Source organism: Chryseotalea sp. (assembly GCF_057350905.1).
The window spans coordinates 57,761-74,396 of the sequence record NZ_JBMRCF010000008.1 but is presented as its reverse complement, the minus strand read 5'-3'; the positions used below and the strand labels follow the sequence as shown (position 1 = coordinate 74,396).

The 16,636-nt window shown below is 40.1% G+C and carries 13 protein-coding genes; 5 read left to right on the top strand and 8 right to left on the bottom strand.

The window, feature by feature from the left end; all coding sequences use genetic code 11:
• Positions 1-3: 3 nt before the first annotated feature.
• On the bottom strand, positions 4-1,767 hold the full coding sequence (locus ACO1XM_RS08645; protein WP_486227915.1) for a chloride channel protein: 1,764 nt from the start codon (positions 1,765-1,767) through the stop codon (positions 4-6).
• A 112-nt stretch (positions 1,768-1,879) separates the two neighbouring features.
• Between ACO1XM_RS08645 and ACO1XM_RS08640 the strand changes: the two genes are divergently transcribed.
• Positions 1,880-2,335, top strand: a complete 456-nt coding sequence (locus tag ACO1XM_RS08640) for a MarR family winged helix-turn-helix transcriptional regulator (protein WP_486227913.1) — start codon at positions 1,880-1,882, stop codon at positions 2,333-2,335.
• Positions 2,336-2,376: 41 nt separating this feature from the next.
• Here ACO1XM_RS08640 and ACO1XM_RS08635 read toward each other — a convergent pair whose 3' ends face one another.
• From ACO1XM_RS08635 to ACO1XM_RS08620, 4 genes are read right to left on the bottom strand one after another with little or no spacing between them, the layout of a single operon-like run.
• A complete protein-coding gene (locus tag ACO1XM_RS08635) occupies positions 2,377-4,980 on the bottom strand; it encodes an ABC transporter permease (RefSeq protein WP_486227911.1) in 2,604 nt (867 codons plus the stop codon).
• The gene (locus ACO1XM_RS08630; protein WP_486227909.1) at positions 4,977-5,210 is read right to left on the bottom strand and encodes a hypothetical protein; all 234 of its coding nucleotides are present in this window, start codon (positions 5,208-5,210) and stop codon (positions 4,977-4,979) included. Before ACO1XM_RS08630 ends, ACO1XM_RS08635 begins: the two co-directional genes overlap by 4 nt.
• On the bottom strand, positions 5,210-7,582 hold the full coding sequence (locus ACO1XM_RS08625) for an ABC transporter permease (protein ID WP_486227907.1): 2,373 nt from the start codon (positions 7,580-7,582) through the stop codon (positions 5,210-5,212). Before ACO1XM_RS08625 ends, ACO1XM_RS08630 begins: the two co-directional genes overlap by 1 nt.
• 32 nt (positions 7,583-7,614) lie before the next feature.
• Positions 7,615-7,950, bottom strand: coding sequence for a PadR family transcriptional regulator (locus ACO1XM_RS08620; protein WP_486227904.1), 336 nt, complete (start codon positions 7,948-7,950; stop codon positions 7,615-7,617).
• A gap of 102 nt (positions 7,951-8,052) precedes the next feature.
• Here ACO1XM_RS08620 and pxpB point away from each other — a divergent pair, with 102 nt between their 5' ends.
• Genes pxpB through ACO1XM_RS08600 form a run of 4 tightly spaced genes read left to right on the top strand, consistent with a single transcriptional unit; the run spans position 8,053 to position 11,681 of the window.
• A complete protein-coding gene (pxpB, locus tag ACO1XM_RS08615) occupies positions 8,053-8,778 on the top strand; it encodes a 5-oxoprolinase subunit PxpB (protein WP_486227902.1) in 726 nt (241 codons plus the stop codon).
• Positions 8,775-9,752, top strand: coding sequence for a 5-oxoprolinase subunit C family protein (locus ACO1XM_RS08610; RefSeq protein ID WP_486227900.1), 978 nt, complete (start codon positions 8,775-8,777; stop codon positions 9,750-9,752). The genes pxpB and ACO1XM_RS08610 overlap by 4 nt, the downstream gene beginning before the upstream one ends.
• Positions 9,749-10,504, top strand: a complete 756-nt coding sequence (locus ACO1XM_RS08605) for a 5-oxoprolinase subunit PxpA (RefSeq protein ID WP_486227897.1) — start codon at positions 9,749-9,751, stop codon at positions 10,502-10,504. Before ACO1XM_RS08610 ends, ACO1XM_RS08605 begins: the two co-directional genes overlap by 4 nt.
• On the top strand, positions 10,497-11,681 hold the full coding sequence (locus ACO1XM_RS08600) for an NRAMP family divalent metal transporter (RefSeq protein WP_486227895.1): 1,185 nt from the start codon (positions 10,497-10,499) through the stop codon (positions 11,679-11,681). The genes ACO1XM_RS08605 and ACO1XM_RS08600 overlap by 8 nt, the downstream gene beginning before the upstream one ends.
• A gap of 72 nt (positions 11,682-11,753) precedes the next feature.
• On the opposite strand, the gene ACO1XM_RS08595 is transcribed toward ACO1XM_RS08600, so the two are convergent.
• From ACO1XM_RS08595 to ACO1XM_RS08585, 3 genes are all read right to left on the bottom strand, one after another.
• Entirely contained in the window at positions 11,754-14,099 is a 2,346-nt protein-coding gene (locus ACO1XM_RS08595; protein WP_486227893.1) for a T9SS type A sorting domain-containing protein, read from the bottom strand.
• A gap of 115 nt (positions 14,100-14,214) precedes the next feature.
• Positions 14,215-15,669 carry a helix-turn-helix domain-containing protein gene (locus tag ACO1XM_RS08590; RefSeq protein WP_486227891.1) on the bottom strand — a complete coding sequence of 485 codons (1,455 nt, stop codon included), beginning with the start codon at positions 15,667-15,669 and terminating at the stop codon, positions 14,215-14,217.
• A 614-nt stretch (positions 15,670-16,283) separates the two neighbouring features.
• Positions 16,284-16,604: a hypothetical protein gene (locus ACO1XM_RS08585; RefSeq protein ID WP_486227889.1), complete on the bottom strand. Its 321-nt coding sequence runs from the start codon at positions 16,602-16,604 to the stop codon at positions 16,284-16,286.
• Positions 16,605-16,636: the final 32 nt, after the last annotated feature.

The following is a 16,636-nucleotide window of genomic DNA, read 5'->3' as shown; positions in this document are numbered from 1 at the left end:
GTTTTATACAGAACGAATCAGCTCATGGCGGTACCTCGCCAGTAAAGAAGACTTTGATACAAAACCCACATAGCGCTTCTTATCTACAACTGGTAAATTCCAAAGTCCTGTAGTGTCAAACTTCTTTAGGGCTGTCTGCAAATTATCTTGCAGGCATAATTCGCCTGTAGGGATGTTCATCATGTCTTTTACTAGCGTATCAGGTGCATCGTTAGAAAAAATGATCTGGCGCACATCATCCAGTTGTATAATGCCAACCAACTCCTGCGCATCATTTACAACAGCAAATGTATTTCGGGTAGAAGCCGCGATAACCTTACGTAAGGCTGCAAGGTTTTCATTCGGCTTAATTGTCAGGAAGTTTGTTTCAATCAGTTGCGACAAGTCCAGGCGACTTAATAAATACTGATCGCGATCATCAATGGATGCATTCAGGAGTTTAGCCAGTTTTTTGCCCTCCATACTTTTTGGTTGGAAGTAATTGGCAACGGCCAGGCTTATGGCCGAGACAATCATGAGGGGTATAATTAACCCATAGCCTCCCGTTATTTCAGCAATCAGGAATATAGCAGTAAGGGGTGCATAAAAAACTCCACTGAGCATACCCGCCATACCCACCAGTGCGAAATTTACTTCTGGAATATCAGTACCTAACAGCATGTTAAGTAAACGTGCAAAGACATAACCCAGGTAAGCGCCCATAAAAAGTGAAGGACCAAAGCTGCCTCCGTTACCACCGCTACCAATGGTAATGGCTGCTGCTACCGATTTAAGTAAAACAACCAAACCTAAAAACAAAAGAATAGCATATTCACTGCTCACCCAATGGGAGATAATACTTCTATCAAAAATGGTTTGGGTATTCAGATTAGATAAGCTTTTGATTGATTCATAACCCTCACCCAATAAGGAAGGGAACAACACCACTAAACCTGCCAAGAGTATACCACCAATCAAAACCCTGAGCCAGATTCTTTTGATATTCTTCATTATATCATGTACAAACTCAAATGATTTGGCATAATATAAAGCAACAAAACCGGATAGAAGTCCGAGGAGTAAATAGTAATGTGTGTTGTGATAATCGAAGGGCGATACCAGGGTAAAGGTGAGCAAAACGCCTTCCGTTAAAACAATCTTAGCCAACAAAGCGCCTGTTGCAGCAGCAATAATTAAAGGAATAAAAGCAGCAGCGCTGATATCTGCTAACAATACTTCAATGGCAAACAACACACCGGCTATGGGCGAATTGAAGGCAGCAGCAATACCGGCTGCCGCGCCACAAGCCAATAATATTGTTTTTTCTTTATACGATAAACGAAAAGCGCGCGCTACATTGGAGCCTATGGCAGAACCTGTGCTTACCATCGGAGACTCCAAGCCGGTGGAGCCCCCAAAGCCAACGGTAATGGCACTGGTGATGATGTGTGAATAAGTTTGACTTATGGGTAACTGACTTGATTTTTTAGTGATGGCATAGGTAATTTCAGCGCTGCCTTTTTTGAAAGAGTTTTTCCAAACAGTGTTGATGAGCAAAACGGTGAAAGCAATGCCCACAAGCGGGAAGAAAATCACCAGAAAAAAATCTTCATACGAATAACGCTCAATCCAGTGTTGAATGCTGTGCACAAAAGACTTAAGAATAACAGCAGCGCCACCCGATAAGAGCCCCACCACAATACTGCTGACAATCAGAAATTGTTTGTCACTCAGGTGATGCCTTAAAAAAATAATACCGCGTGCTAACCTGTTAAACCGTTCTATCAAAACTTCATCAATTATCCTTCAAAAATGAAATGATCTGAGCAGCAATGCAAGGATAATTCGGTCTAAATACTTGTATGTACAACAATTACTTGTATTTTCACGTTATTGAAATATGTCACTAGAGGAGGATATCAAGCAGGATAAGTTTCACAGCGAGCAGCATAAGGCTGCTATCAACATCATGTTTACCAGCAGTTGGTTGCATAGTATAAACGCCTCCTATCTAAAAAAATACGACATCACACCGGAGCAGTTTAACGTGCTGCGTATACTTCGCGGCAGTCATCCAAAAAAACTCATGCTCTCCGAAGTGGCCAGTCGCATGATTGATAAGAGCAGCAACTGCACAAGGCTTGTAGAAAAACTGAGACAGAAAAATCTGGTGCAACGAGAAATATGTGAGGACAACCGCAGACAAGTAGATATTTCTATTACAGACAAAGGCTTGACTTTACTCAAGAAGTTGGATGCTGAGGCAGGTTTGATGAAAGGCATCATGGATAAGTTGAGCAAAACCGAAGCTAAGGAACTTAACCGCATGCTGGATCAGTTGCGTGAACACAACTAAGATTATCAACGAATCAGCACATCATCGAATCATTAATTAATTTAATCTGCTCTCAACGTCTTTACCGGATTTTCCTTTACCACTCTCAATAGCTGAGAAATAATAGTTAAAGCCAATGAGATAAGCATTAATACAAATGTTGCCAGCACTGGCCAGGATTTTAGCGGAATGTGATCCGGGTAAACGGCCACATTTAGTGCTGAAATGAGGTAATAGCCAAGTACTGTACCCATCATAAAGGCAAAAGCAATTACGATCATATATTCCTGACTCATTAATCTGAAAATCGTAAAAGAGTTAGCACCAAAAATTTTTCTTATGCTAAACTCTTTCATTCTTCTGGAGAGATTGTAAGAGATTAATCCGAATAGTCCCATGCAGGCCAGCACAAGGGCAATCATGGAAATAAAATACATAATCTTGCTGTCCGACTTGTTGCTGTTATAGAAACTGGCGAAAACTTCTTTTTGTGTTGCCCCAAGATAAGGATCATCGGGTGCGAGAGTGCTCCAATTACTTTGAACGAGTTTTACAATTTTATCAGAGCTTCCCTGCTCACTACTCACCACAAAGAAATTAAAATTTTCCTCTGTGTCTATGTGAAGGATTGCCGGGTCAAGTGGTTTATCAAAATCTTCATAATAGAAATTGTAAGTCACACCAATAACGGTAAAATTCATTCCATGAAAAGTAATTTGCTGCCCTACAGGATCAGCCCAGCCTATTCTCTTAACAAAGGCTTCATTGACCACAACGCCATTATGCCGATCAGCTTCATTAGCAGCGTTAAAAAACCTGCCTTCTTTTAATCGTATGTTCATCGTTTCCAAATAGTCAAACCCTATTGGAAAGCGGGTAGCCTGAAAATTAATATCATTTCCCTGTACATTAGTCAACTCATCATCAACACCGATATGTGAAGCAGCTCCGGCAAAACGAATAACATCCTTTTGCTGCGACAACAAATCACTCAACGCCAGATATTGTTTTTTTCCATGAATAGGAAAATAACTCAAATCGTGGTAATCATATCCCCAATCCTTCTTCTCAAAATAATCTTTATTGCTGATGCTGAGTAGGGAGAAAATAATGGTGGTGAAAGAAATGACAAACTGAAAACCCAGCATGCCCTTACTGAAAAGACTTTTACTTCCGAATTTTTCTTTCCCTTTTAAAATATGAACGGCATTAAACGAAGAAACATACAATGACGGATATGCACCTGACAGTAAAGCTATACCTAGTAACACACCACCAAAAAACAAAATCATGGTTGAGGTAGAAGAGAAAGAAAAGGGAATGGTGATGGGATACAATGAGTTAAAGGCGGGCACAAGAAATAAATAGGCAAGTGCAAGGCCAGTGATCAAAGAGATTGTGCAAAGCACAAGATTTTCTACCATATACTGAAGAATTACCTGCGATTTATTACTGCCAATCATTTTACGAATACCAATTTCTTTTAATCGAAGGGACACCGATGCGATGGCTACATTCATATAATTGAAGCAGGCCAGAAGCAAAAGAAACACTGCGATGGTGCCCACTGCAATAATAGTTACGGGGTGTAAATCCCAGGATAAACTATCAACGATGGCATAACTTTCTGCAGCCATGTCTGAGATAGGGATAAAATTCATATCCTTAACCTGAAATCTGGTGTTAGCTTCATTTTGAAGTTTTTGATAGGGGACAAGCGATTTTTCTAAGGAAGAAGGGTCATGTCCTTCTTTCATCACAACAAAAGTGGATCTCGACCAGGATGCCCAATTAATAAAGCCTTCACTTTTCTGTTCCTCCCAATATTCGATAGGGATCAGAAAACCAAAATGCATACTTGCTTTATCGGAGAGGTTGTCCACAACGGCACTCACTCTGAACGTGATAATTTCTCCTGATGAGAATTTGACAGATAGTTCTTTATCAATCGCATCCCTTGTGCCAAAGTATTGAATGGCTTTTTCGTGACTCAACACTATACTTTTTTTATCAGCCAGCGGCTTCGTAGCGCCAGATAAAACCGGATAACTAAAAACATCAAAGAAAGTGCTATCGACAGCCCAGACGTTTTCAGAGAATACATGCTCGTTATAGCGTACACTCAAATCACTGATGCGCTGTATACGCACGATTGATTCAACACCAGTCTGCCCGATTTGCAGGGCAGGCCCTAATAGATAAGGTGTTCGCGCCCAAGTTTCAGTTTCGTCACCTGACTTAACTTCGCTGGTTAACAAAAAGAGTCTGTCACCTTTTTCATGGAAATTATCTAAGTTATAAAATGAATCGATTAATAGAAAAATGCTGATGGCGCAACCAATAGCAAGAGAAAGCCCTGCGATATTGATGGTGGAGTGCGTAAGGTGACGCGTTATATTACGTAAACCAGACCGAAAATAACTTTTAAGGATAATCATAAAATGAATCAGGTTAACGTATGAGCTATGGGTCTTTCGCTTTCGAATATTCTTTAATCTGAAAAATCGCATCACATTCCAGCAGTACATAAGGTCAGCAAACCGCTTGTTGTTTTTAGCCTGCCTATAGTAGATTTCATAAGCATCGCCTTGTATTTCTTCTAACAAATCAACACGGCAATACCATTGCAGAAATTTATCAGCCCATACTGGTGGTTTGTATTTCATTCCGAACGAAGGGTTTTAGCAGGATTCTCTTCTGCCACACGTTTCATTTGCGAACCAATGGTGATAGCCACAGTCACAATCATCAGTAATACGGCTATGACAAAAGGTGCCGGACCTGCCGTTTGAGGGTCCTTGTAAATATGATGTATCAGGGCATCCATCAAAAAGAAACCTGTAGGGGCTCCGATGATGCAAGCAATAGAGAGTATCCATACATAGTCAAGACTCATTAACCGGAATACTTGTATGTATTGGCACCAAAAATTTTGCGTACACTAAACTCTTTTAATCTACGGGTAATATTATAAGATACCAAACCAAATAAACCAAGACAAGAGAGGAGTGTAGCCAGCGTGGCTATGAAACTTAGTAATTTTAATTCCTGACCGTTATTACGCTTCCAGTTGGAAAACGCTTTGTCTTGCAGTGCACCTTCATAAGGATCATCCGGGGCTACTTTTTTCCAGGCTTCACGCAACCAGGTTTCTGTGGCCAGCGTGTTTCCCGCTTCAACCTTTATGCTCATGTAATTGTAGTTTTCTTCTGGTGCTATGCTGAACATAACAGGAAGGATATCGCGGTAGAAATCATCGTAATGGAAGTTTTGCACCACACCAATAACTACTCGCTTGATGCTGTCATACTCAAAGAGTTGGCCAATGGGTTTTTGCCAACCCATGGTTGAAACAAATTTTTCATTCACCACTACCGACTCAACAGCATCAGACTGGATCTCTTTATTAAAAAGTCGCCCTTCTTTCAGACGAACATTCATGGTTTCGAGATAATCAAAACCTACTTTATAGGAAACAATTTCGTATCGCTGACCGGCTTGCTCCACAGACGAACGGGGATTCCACCAGGCAATATGATCTTTTGAGCCAGCGTAATTCACTATATGCTTTTGTGTATTCAACAGATCCCGTAAAGGCAGGTATTGTGCTGATGATGCAAGCGGAATCACAATATTTTGATCATGGTTGTAACCCCAATCTTTTCTGCTCAGATAAAAACTGTTATCAATAAAAACAAAGCAGCCTACAATGGTCATGAAAGAAAGTACAAATTGTACTGTGAGTAACACACGACTAAAAATACTGCGTTGTCCGAATTTTTCTTTTCCTTTCAAGATGGAGACCGGTTTGAAATTGGATATATAGGCTGCAGGATAAACCCCGGAGACAATAACGATTAATAACAAAAGGGAGGTGAAAAAATAAACCAAGGATTTAGCAGAGGAGAATGCAAAAGGAATCTCATAATCCATGATTGCATTAAGCCAGGGCATAAAGAAGAAGTAAGCGATTACAAGTCCGATAAGCAAGGAGAAAGTACAGAGCATAAAACTCTCGATTATAAATTGCTTCATAATTTCCTGCCGTGAACTGCCAATCACTTTACGAATGCCAATCTCTTTTAATCGTGTGCTGACAGTCGCTACAGATATGTTCATGTAGTTGAAACATGCCAGCATGAGTAATACAAAAGCAATAACACATAAAACATATACGCCTTCGGGATTGCCAGGACCAGCCAAACCGCTTTCTATTTCATGTGCCTGATTACTGAGTGACTCGTACGAATACACCTTAAACTTTTCCGTCAGCCATTCTGGAGATGATGCATGTTGTAGGCTTACCAATCGTTGTAGTGTACTTTCCATCTCCTCACCTTTGTGATTAGGCTGCATTAATACAAATAAACCATCGCTTAAATACCGCCAATCGTTTACCTGCTCCTTGCGTAAGTCAAAGTATACATCAATGGGTAATAGAAAATTGAAGTAGATCGTATTATTGGCTGGTTGATCCACCACTGCAGTAACCGTAAACTCTTCCACATGATCGGCATCGAATTTTATGGACAGGGTTTCCCCAAGACAAGCTTTGTCACCAAAATATTTGGTGGCCATTTTTTGTGTAATCACAATGCTTTTTTTGCGATCCAATGCACTTGCATCTCCTTCAACAAAAGGAAAATTGAATACAGAAAAGAATGAGCTGTCAACAAAATAAAGTTGCTCAGAAAACACAGTGTTAGCTACCCGAACAGCTCCATCACCTAACTCCATACGCACTATCTTTTCAATGCCGGGAACATCGTTTTGCAAGGCTTCACCCAAGGCCATGGGTACATCGCCTAGTGTTACGGTGTGGCTGTCGCGGTTTACTACATTGGTAACCTGGTATATTCGATCGCGCTTAAGTTGAAAATCGTCTGTGTGAAGAAACTGATCAGCAAAAATGAAGATCGTAATAGCGCCTGCTATGCCCACTGCCAAACCGAAAGAGTTGATGAAGGAAGTAACACCATTGCGCAGAGCATTACGTAGTCCGATGAGAAGGTAACTTTTTAACATAATTCCTGGGGTTGTACTTTTTATCTTTGCAATATTTTTGATTCGAAAAAAACGCAGCACATTCCAAATGAACTGAAGGTCAGCCTGAAATTTATTTTCCTTTACCTTTCTGGCATATAGTTCATATGCATCACCTTGAATTTCTTCCAATAAATCAGCCCTGCAGTACCACATTAGAAAACGATCAGCCCATTTGGGTGGTGAGCTTGATCGTTGTTGGTCATTACTTAGTCGTGATTTCATTAAATGATTGTTATGTAATTAGCTACCATCAACTAATAACTAAATTGTAATGCGATTTTTGGTATCTGATTGAAAAGTTGGTTTCGCATTTCGTTTGCTTCTTCAAGCGCCTTTTTTCCGGCTGCTGTTAAGAGAAAGATTCTTTTTCTACGTCCGCCCCGCTCTTGCGAAGGATCTCCCATTTTTGATTTCACATAACCCTTCTCTTCTAAACGGGTGAGCACAGCATGTACTGCACTGATATTGAGACTTCGTCCGGTTTGATTTTCCAGTTCGTCCATAACGCCAACACCATAGGCTTCAGGATAGAGCACGCCCACGGTTAACAAAACCAATTCTTCTAACTCACCAAGATAATTTCCTTTCATGACTGAGGATTTATAAGTTCTACAAACGTGAAAGTAATTAATATGTTTCAGTTTTGTAGAATATATGCCCTAAAATCTTTTTAGTGTATCTTTTAGCGCAGAATGAACCATGAATTAGTTTTTCATCCTTTGGGCGATCAGGCCGTTTTAGTCAGTTTTGGCAACAGCATAAGCCAGGAACTGAGCCAGGTAATTTATTCACTTTACCATGCCTTACGTAAAAATGCCGATCCATCCTGGCTGGATATCATTCCGGCTTATGCTTCGGTAACTATTGTGTTTGACGCGAAGCAACTGGCTGGACAGTCCGGATCACCTTATGAAGTACAAGTGAAAAAAATAAGGACGGTTGCTGAACTTGCCACGGAAACTCAAATTAGGGAATGCAGAAAAGTGCGTATTCCCGTTTGTTACCACCCTGATTTTGCTCTAGATAGTGCAAACATTTGTAAGTGCATGAAACTTACTGATGAAGCGTTGATAGCCTTGCACACTGAAAGAAGTTACTTTGTTTATATGATTGGTTTTCTGCCGGGCTTTGCATACATGGGTAGTGTTGATCCTCGCATAGCATCACCCAGATTGGATAAGCCGCGAACATTAGTACCCAAAGGCAGTGTAGGCATTGCAGGTTTTCAAACGGGTATCTATCCATTTGATTCACCGGGTGGCTGGAATATCATCGGACGAACACCTTTGAATATGTTTGATCTTGAAAAAGAAGAACCTGTATTATTACAACCTGGTGACGAAGTTCACTTCTATGCAATCGATAAAGACATATTTAACGAAATGCAGCAACAACAACCAGTTTCTATTCAGGCATGAGTCTACTTATTCATAAGGCAGGTATACAAGACAGCTTCCAGGACAAGGGTCGCTTTGGATGGCAACACGTAGGCATTAATGTAAGCGGTGCTATGGATCTGGCAGCGATGCAAGTGGCCAATGCATTAGTAGGTAATCATACAACGGAAGCGGTACTGGAATTTTCCTTTCCAGCCCCGGTAATCTATTTTAATCAAGCTGCTTTATTGTGTTTAGCAGGAGCAGATTTTGGGGCCGTGCTCAATGATAAGCCTTTGTCTGTACATAAGCCTTTTGTAGTGGTGGAGGGATGTGTATTGTCATTTACAAAATGGAAAACAGGAAGCTATGCTTACCTGGCCGTACAAGGTGGCTTTGTATTAGACAAGTGGAAGGCTAGCTACAGCACCAATTTAAAAATAAATGCTGGTGGGTGGCAGGGGCGAAGGTTAAAAAAAGGAGACAAGATTTATTTCAAAACAGTTTTCAATAAAATAACGGAGACGCGCCTATTACCTTGGTTAGCTAATACCAGTGGGTTATCTTTTTCAAAAGAAAAGATCAGGGTGATTACAGGAAGGGAATGGAACTGGCAAACGAAAGCCTCTCAAAAAATATTTACTAAACATGCGTATGTGCTTAGTAAGGAAAGTGACCGCATGGGTTACCAGTTAAAAGGAGAAAAACTAAGCAGACAGGTAAAAGATGAGTTAATCTCTTCAGCCGTTAGCTTTGGTACTTTACAACTTTTGCCTGACGGGCAACTCATTATTTTGATGGCCGATCACCAGACAACAGGTGGTTATCCGCGCATTGCGCATGTAATCAGTGCAGACCGCAGTGCTGTTGCACAATTACGACCTGGTGAAATATTTTCTTTTGAAGTAGTTTCTTTGGCAGTGGCAGAAGAAGCCTATCTTGGACAAGTGCGATGGCTTCAACAATTAGCCAGCGGAGCAATGTATCAGTTAAAAGCAAACGATTTGATTGCATGACAACATTGAGCATAGATCTCAATTGTGATTTAGGTGAAGGTATGCCAAATGATAAGGCGCTGATGGCGTACATCAGCAGTGCTAATATTGCCTGTGGATACCATGCCGGTGATGAAAGCACTATACAACGTACAATTGAATACTGCCTGCAGCATAAGGTGGCCATCGGGGCACATCCGGGTTTTCTCGACAGAGAAAATTTTGGAAGAACAGAAATGCATCTTGCTGATGATGAATTGTATGACTTGATAGCGGATCAGCTTGTGTTGATTCAAAAGTATTGTGACGTTATGCAGGCGAATCTTCATCACATTAAGCTACACGGTGCGCTCTATAATATGAGTGCAAAAAGTGAACGCATGAGTGAGGTGCTTATACGCGTAATTAAAGACCTGAATCCAAATTTAATTGTATATGGTCTTAGCGGTAGTTTAACCATAACGCTGGCAAAGTTGGCAGGCCTACATGTTGCCAATGAAGTTTTTGCTGACAGAACATATCAGGATGATGGAACGCTTACCCCACGCACCGCAAAGCATGCACTGATAAGTGATCAGGGAGAATCTCTTCGACAGGTTATGCAAATGGTGAAGCATAAAAATGTTTTATCGTATACTGGTAAATCAATTCCTTTAGCGGTTGATACAATTTGTTTACATGGTGATGGACAACATGCCTTGCCATTTGCCAAGGCTATTCATGATTTTTTATTAAGTAATCTGATTTATATTCACACACCACAACTTGACTAAAGCAAAAACCTCATCCGCTATTTTGGGAGCCGCTTTTCTGATGGCCACTTCAGCTATTGGGCCGGGCTTTCTTACGCAAACCACTGTGTTTACTGAGAAATTATTGGCCAGTTTCGGCTTTGTTATTTTAGTTTCTATACTCCTTGATATTGTTGTGCAGTTAAATATCTGGCGGGTATTAACCATGACAAAAAAACGTGCTCAAGATTTAGCAAATGAAGTAGTCCCTGGATTGGGTTATGTATTGGCAGGTTTAATTGTGTTTGGTGGTTTAGTTTTTAACGTGGCTAACATGGGTGGCTGTGGATTAGGATTGAACGTGATCAGCAGTATGCCGGTAACCTATGGTGCTTTAATAAGCGGAGCTGTGGCACTTTTTATTTTTTGGTTGAAAGAATTTGGAAAAGCCCTTGATGTATTTACCAAAACGTTGGGTGTCGTTATGATTTTATTGACACTCTACATTGCTATTTCATCGAATCCACCCTTGGCAGAGGCCGCGAGAAATTCCTTTGTGCCTGCGCAAATTGATCTGCTGGCCATTGTAACGCTTGTGGGGGGTACAGTAGGCGGCTATATCAGTTTTGCGGGCGCGCATCGTCTATTAGACGCAGGTATTAGCGGAGCTGAAAATCTTACAGAAGTAACAAGGAGTGCTGTAAGTGGTATTGTGATTACGGGTGTGATGCGTATCATTTTATTTCTTGCAGTACTTGGTGTAGTAGCGGGTGGTGTAGTCTTAGCAAAAGAAAATCCGGCCGCTGCCGTCTTTCAGGAGGCTGCAGGCAGTGTTGGTTATAAATTTTTTGGAGTAGTTATGTGGAGTGCCGCCATTACTTCAGTGGTGGGTTGTGCTTACACTTCGATATCATTTTTAAGAAGCTTGCATCCTTTTATTGAAAGGAACCAGCGTTACTTTACTTCTGGCTTTATTTTCATTTCGACAATTATTTTTATGTTGGTTGGACAGCCGGTTAGTTTGCTGATTATTGCAGGAGCGGTGAATGGATTTATTTTGCCGATTGCACTTACTATTGTATTAGTAGCAGCTAGCAAAAAGCGCTTGGCGCAAAGTGCTTATCAGCACCCTGTTTGGATGAAGATACTGGGTTGGGTTGTTGTTGTAATGATGGCCGCGATGTCGACCGTTAGTATTTACAAATTATTGTCGCTTTAAAAAAAAATTTAATTCGAAATACAAAAAAATGGACTGGTAATACCAGTCCATTTTATTTATTAGATCAGTTTTTTATTCTTTAATCAACTTTCGCGTTCGTGTTACTGGCCCTGTTGATGCCTTTAGAATATACATTCCTTTAGGGTACATGGAGAAATCTATTTCTGTAGTTCGATTTGTCATCGCTTCCAAATTGATGATTGCCTCGCCTTTGGTGGTATAGAAAGTAAGTTGCAGCGCTTCATTGTGTGGCGTTGAAACCAACACACTTACTTTATCTTTAACGGGATTAGCCCATACCTGGAACTCGGGATCATCATTGCCTTCTCTTAATAAATCAATGTCTTCAAATGTCTCGCTTGTATTGCTTCTTACACCAGGATCGTTGAATTGAACATACTCACTCTGACGAACATAAACCGCATAGCTGCGGGGTGGTGCCGAGAAATACGCACGGCCATCTGAATAAACGATAACCGTTTCTGCATTGTTAAATGCATTCACCAATGTTTGATTGCTCCAACTGCCCCAACCAGAAGGGGCTACATCTACCCAGATGCCCTTTGTTTGCGAGTCGTGGTTATTAATCACTACGATCGCTCCGCTCTTAGTTCCGTTGCCTGCTCTGCGTGCTACATATACATTGTAGGCATCGCCAGAAGGATACGGATTGCCTACCTGACTAAGCACAGTAAGTGAGCCGCCTAAATATGTTTTGCGAACATGAATAAGCTTGCGAATGTCTGTGTCAAGGTTAGCATCAGGTGTTACAGTTAAGGCTGAGTTATGTGAGTCTGTCATTACATCACCGAAATAATGATTATAAAATACGCAAGGACGACCTTCGTGTGTTAGAATGTAAGCGTATCCCATTTTCCAGTCTTTCGTAATCCACTTATCGTGCTCTTTACCTGTGTCATGATTTTCCAGCCAGGTAACTACGGATGTTCCGGGGAGTGCGTGGCCTCCATTATTGCGTACCATACCCGCGTGATTTAACCAACGCATATCAAAACCACTACCATTTCCATTACACAAAGAGGTAAGAGAATTTTTCAGAGGGAAGTCAAATCCATCCACATCGGCTCCATAACCAGCTACAGCATTTACCCAATCGTTAATTCTGGAATCTGAACCCCAATACTCTCCTACAATAAATCGTTGACTACCATTTTTCAAAGGGAGGTTATTCACCCAGGCGGCAACATAACTCTCCTGAAATCCTCGCACGAAATCCATCCGGTAACCATCAAAACCAATTTGATTGGAGAGCCATACTCCCCAGTCTTTATAACGATTAGCCACCGTTGTATTGAATGTGTTGAGGTCGTTACCAAAAAATTTAGTGTTCGTAATAATTTCATCAGAGCCAGGATAGCCCAACCAATCATTATTATCTACCGGATGAAAATCGCTATACGTCCAGCTGAAATTAGCTTCACCTGTTCCGGTGTGATTAACGTAACTTACACCAGTGTTGGTGTGTGCCTCTAACTGTGATGTAGTAGCAATATTGGTTCCGTTTTTCCAGATGGCTTTCGGATAATAACCATTGGTCTGGTCTGCCCAGGCCCACTCCCAGGGACTTGCAATTTCTTTGCGAGATGTTAGTTTAATAATTACATCGCGCATACCGCTTACCGTTATTTTGTACTCATCAAAATCGCCAACTTCTATATGGCCACGCACAGTATTACCAGAGGCAGGAAACGTATTAAAATTTCCACCTCCGTTATTGGGTTCCGCTTCCCAGCTATTGGTGCTGTTAAATCCGGTGCTGTTAAAGTCAATTTGCAAATCATAACCGCGTTCTGCCTTTGCTGTACTCGCTAAATGATAACCATGAATTTGAATGTAATAATCACCAGCCGTAGCATTTTTAATTACCCAACGTATTTCATTGGTGGGGTATGGTGAGAACTGCTGACTATTGCGATAGGCTTCATCAAAAACATATTGCTTTACAGCAGGATTCGACTGGTCTTCGCTGTCGCCTGTATATAAATGGTTTAAAACGATATCGGCATAGACATCAATTCCATCTGTATGAAACTGACTTATCATTTGTTCTAATTCAGTTCTGGATCCAAAGCGGGTTTCTGTAGTTCCTTTCTGATTATAATTGCCTAAATCATAAAGATCGAAGATACCGTAGCCCATATCATAGATACCGAAATTACCTTTGGCAGGTGATGGTACCCAGATGCCTTTAATACCAGCATTTTTAAGCGTTGTTGATTTGTTTTTGAGGTTGTTCCACCAATTTCCATTAAAGTTTGCAGCATCTACAGGTACATCCCAGTAGAATCCCTGCATCATCACATCATTTTGTGCCACTAACCAGCATGGAAGTGACACAGCAAATACAATTAAGATTGTTCGTAATTTTCTAATATTCATACGTTCTTGGGTTTTCATGTTCTCAAATTTTGCAAAATACTAGCCCGTAAAACGACCGAAATATGAAAGCAAGACCTATTTGAACATGGGTAGATGTCCTATTTTTAAAAGTAGGCGCTTTAAAGGGGGAATTTTACTCCAGATTCTCGTGGCTTTTGAAGAAGTCGCGGGGACTTTGATCCGTAACCTTTTTAAAAGCTAGATTGAAGGTTGACTTTGAATTAAAGCCCACTTCTTGAGCTAAAGCCAGAAAAGTAAAATGTTTGTAGTCTTTAGTATTCGCTAAAGCAATAAATTCTTCAACACGGTAGGTATTAACAAAATCTCTAAAGTTTTTTTTATAATGATCGTTGATGATTCGGGAAAGAATGTGTGATTTAGTATCCAACATTTCGGCCAGGTCAGAAATAGTAAGGTCAGCTTTTTTATAAGGCCTAACCTCGAGCATGAATTTATTTAATCGCGGTATCCACTCCTGCAGATTTTCTGAAGCAGGGGCGCTAACTTTTTCTTCTTCAATTATCTCAGGATATCGCCACAGGAAATAGGTTTCAATAAAAATTAATAAGGTGAGGAGCAGTGCTGTTGCATGAAAATCTTCAAAAAAAGAATGATGCCCACCGTTGGCAAGAATAATCAATGTAAAGAGCATAGAAGCAAGGGCCAATGCATTCACCCAATAGAAACGAGCGAGAAAAGTAGATGCCGGATTTTTACTGCTGAAATGCAAGGATTTGAAGTTGGGAAATTTCCTTAGTATGTGAAGTAAGACATAGAGCGTAAATACAATACTGCCTGAAAAAATGAAAGAATTGCCAACAGTAAGTGCAGCACTAACAGGCATGGCTAAAAAACTAAAGTATTGGATATTTAAAATACGGATAAGAATGATGCATACGGCTATGCTTGCCGGTATCAAATAGAGTCTGAATCTTTTTGGCAAAGGTTGAGCTTGCATTGCATGAAAAAAATAGATTAGAATAGGTGGCCAACAGAATAAGCCAAAGTGAAAGAGGAAAACACAATAACTCTGCCATATCCGATTACTGATTTCATGGGTAACGCCCAGGAGCAAGAAAAGGATTAGCATTGTAGTTGTGAAAATCATGGCCTTCAATTTCTGAGACATTTTTTCACGAACCCGATACACCAGAAAGAGCAGTAGCAGCGCCTGAGAAGCACATGCAAAAAAATAAAACACGATGTAGTTTAATGATCGGGCTCCACCAAGATCTAACCAGTTATCAATTCTTACATACACTTTCTTTTCCCCTACTTGAAATTTTCTATTGTCGATATAATTATTATCTATATCTGTTTCTACTTTAGTCCAGCTGCCGCGCGTAAATTTATATTCGTGATTAAGCGTATTTAAATCCAATGTAATCGCTAGTTGACCATTGAGTTGCTTTTGCAGGGCATACTGAATTTCATTCGGTTTCCAGTCATTAAAACTTCCACAGATGTATATGGTGTCAGTGCTGGAAGTAGCGGGAGGCAAGGACTCGATAATTATTTGCACTTGCGCAGCCGTAGTGTTGTGCAGACACAAACAGATAATGCCGCAAAGAAATGTGCGTTTAAACATGGAGGTAGAAAATTGGATCACATCAAATATAAAAAGAAGGAGCTGACTTCCGGAAAAGGATATACTACTAGAAAATGTGGGTCAAAAATTTGAATGCATTGTATTTACAGACTATTCAATTTACAAAGAGGAATTAGGATAGTATTTCAGGCAGCTTTCCTGTAAATTGAGCTTAGATTATGGATTTGGATACCTTAATTTTAAGGTATACACTACTCATGGGTTTGTAAAGTACCTTGTCTAAAACACAAGCTTTTGGTAGCGTAAATCATCCTCATTTTTTTATGAACCAAATCAGGTAACTATTGAATGAAATTTCACATGAAAAAGAGAAAATAATTCAGCCAGAATGTAAGGATGTGTGTAATGGTTAAGCATACCCGCCTAGTAAACGGGTATGCAATTCAAGAATATGAACCAGCTTTTCTTATGAAAAGCCAATAGTTAATACACAGAGGATTAATAAAATTACAATGAAGTAAAAGAACCAAAGCCTTTTGATGCTTTCTATAAATGATTTCATAAAATAATTGATGCGTGAAAAATTGGAACAATACAACACCAGTTGAATGGTTGCATTCAATGCAGATGATGGCGTTAAAAAGGAATAGTTGCTAAGGTGCGTTTATTGTCGGATTGACATAAAACGTATTTCGGATAAATGCATTTACCTGTAAAAATGTTTTTAAAAAATTACAAACTGAATCGAGGTTCAAATTCAGCAAGTCATTTTCTACAGCGTAATTACTTTCCTTTGCATGAGAATTAAAAGTGTTTTGCTTACTTAAATCAAGGTTAAGCAAAATTTGTTCGCTCCCTGATTTGTAGATTTTATTTTGAATGGGAGAATAAGCATGACCCTGCTCAGGTGTAATTAACCAAGTAAGTAAGATGAACAAAACCAGCCTGGAAACCAGTTTTGCTTCACTTCTCATTAGAGTCATTACAATTTTCATTGCTTCAAAAA

Coding starts and splice junctions, on each gene's coding strand:
- ACO1XM_RS08640 (WP_486227913.1), top strand. CDS start 1,880: ATGTCACTAGAGGAGGATATCAAGCAGGATAAGTTTCACAGCGAGCAG.
- ACO1XM_RS08635 (WP_486227911.1), bottom strand. CDS start 4,980: ATGAAATACAAACCACCAGTATGGGCTGATAAATTTCTGCAATGGTAT.
- ACO1XM_RS08630 (WP_486227909.1), bottom strand. CDS start 5,210: ATGAGTCTTGACTATGTATGGATACTCTCTATTGCTTGCATCATCGGA.
- ACO1XM_RS08625 (WP_486227907.1), bottom strand. CDS start 7,582: ATGAAATCACGACTAAGTAATGACCAACAACGATCAAGCTCACCACCC.
- ACO1XM_RS08620 (WP_486227904.1), bottom strand. CDS start 7,950: ATGAAAGGAAATTATCTTGGTGAGTTAGAAGAATTGGTTTTGTTAACC.
- pxpB (WP_486227902.1), top strand. CDS start 8,053: ATGAACCATGAATTAGTTTTTCATCCTTTGGGCGATCAGGCCGTTTTA.
- ACO1XM_RS08610 (WP_486227900.1), top strand. CDS start 8,775: ATGAGTCTACTTATTCATAAGGCAGGTATACAAGACAGCTTCCAGGAC.
- ACO1XM_RS08605 (WP_486227897.1), top strand. CDS start 9,749: ATGACAACATTGAGCATAGATCTCAATTGTGATTTAGGTGAAGGTATG.
- ACO1XM_RS08595 (WP_486227893.1), bottom strand. CDS start 14,099: ATGAAAACCCAAGAACGTATGAATATTAGAAAATTACGAACAATCTTA.
- ACO1XM_RS08590 (WP_486227891.1), bottom strand. CDS start 15,669: ATGTTTAAACGCACATTTCTTTGCGGCATTATCTGTTTGTGTCTGCAC.
- ACO1XM_RS08585 (WP_486227889.1), bottom strand. CDS start 16,604: ATGAGAAGTGAAGCAAAACTGGTTTCCAGGCTGGTTTTGTTCATCTTA.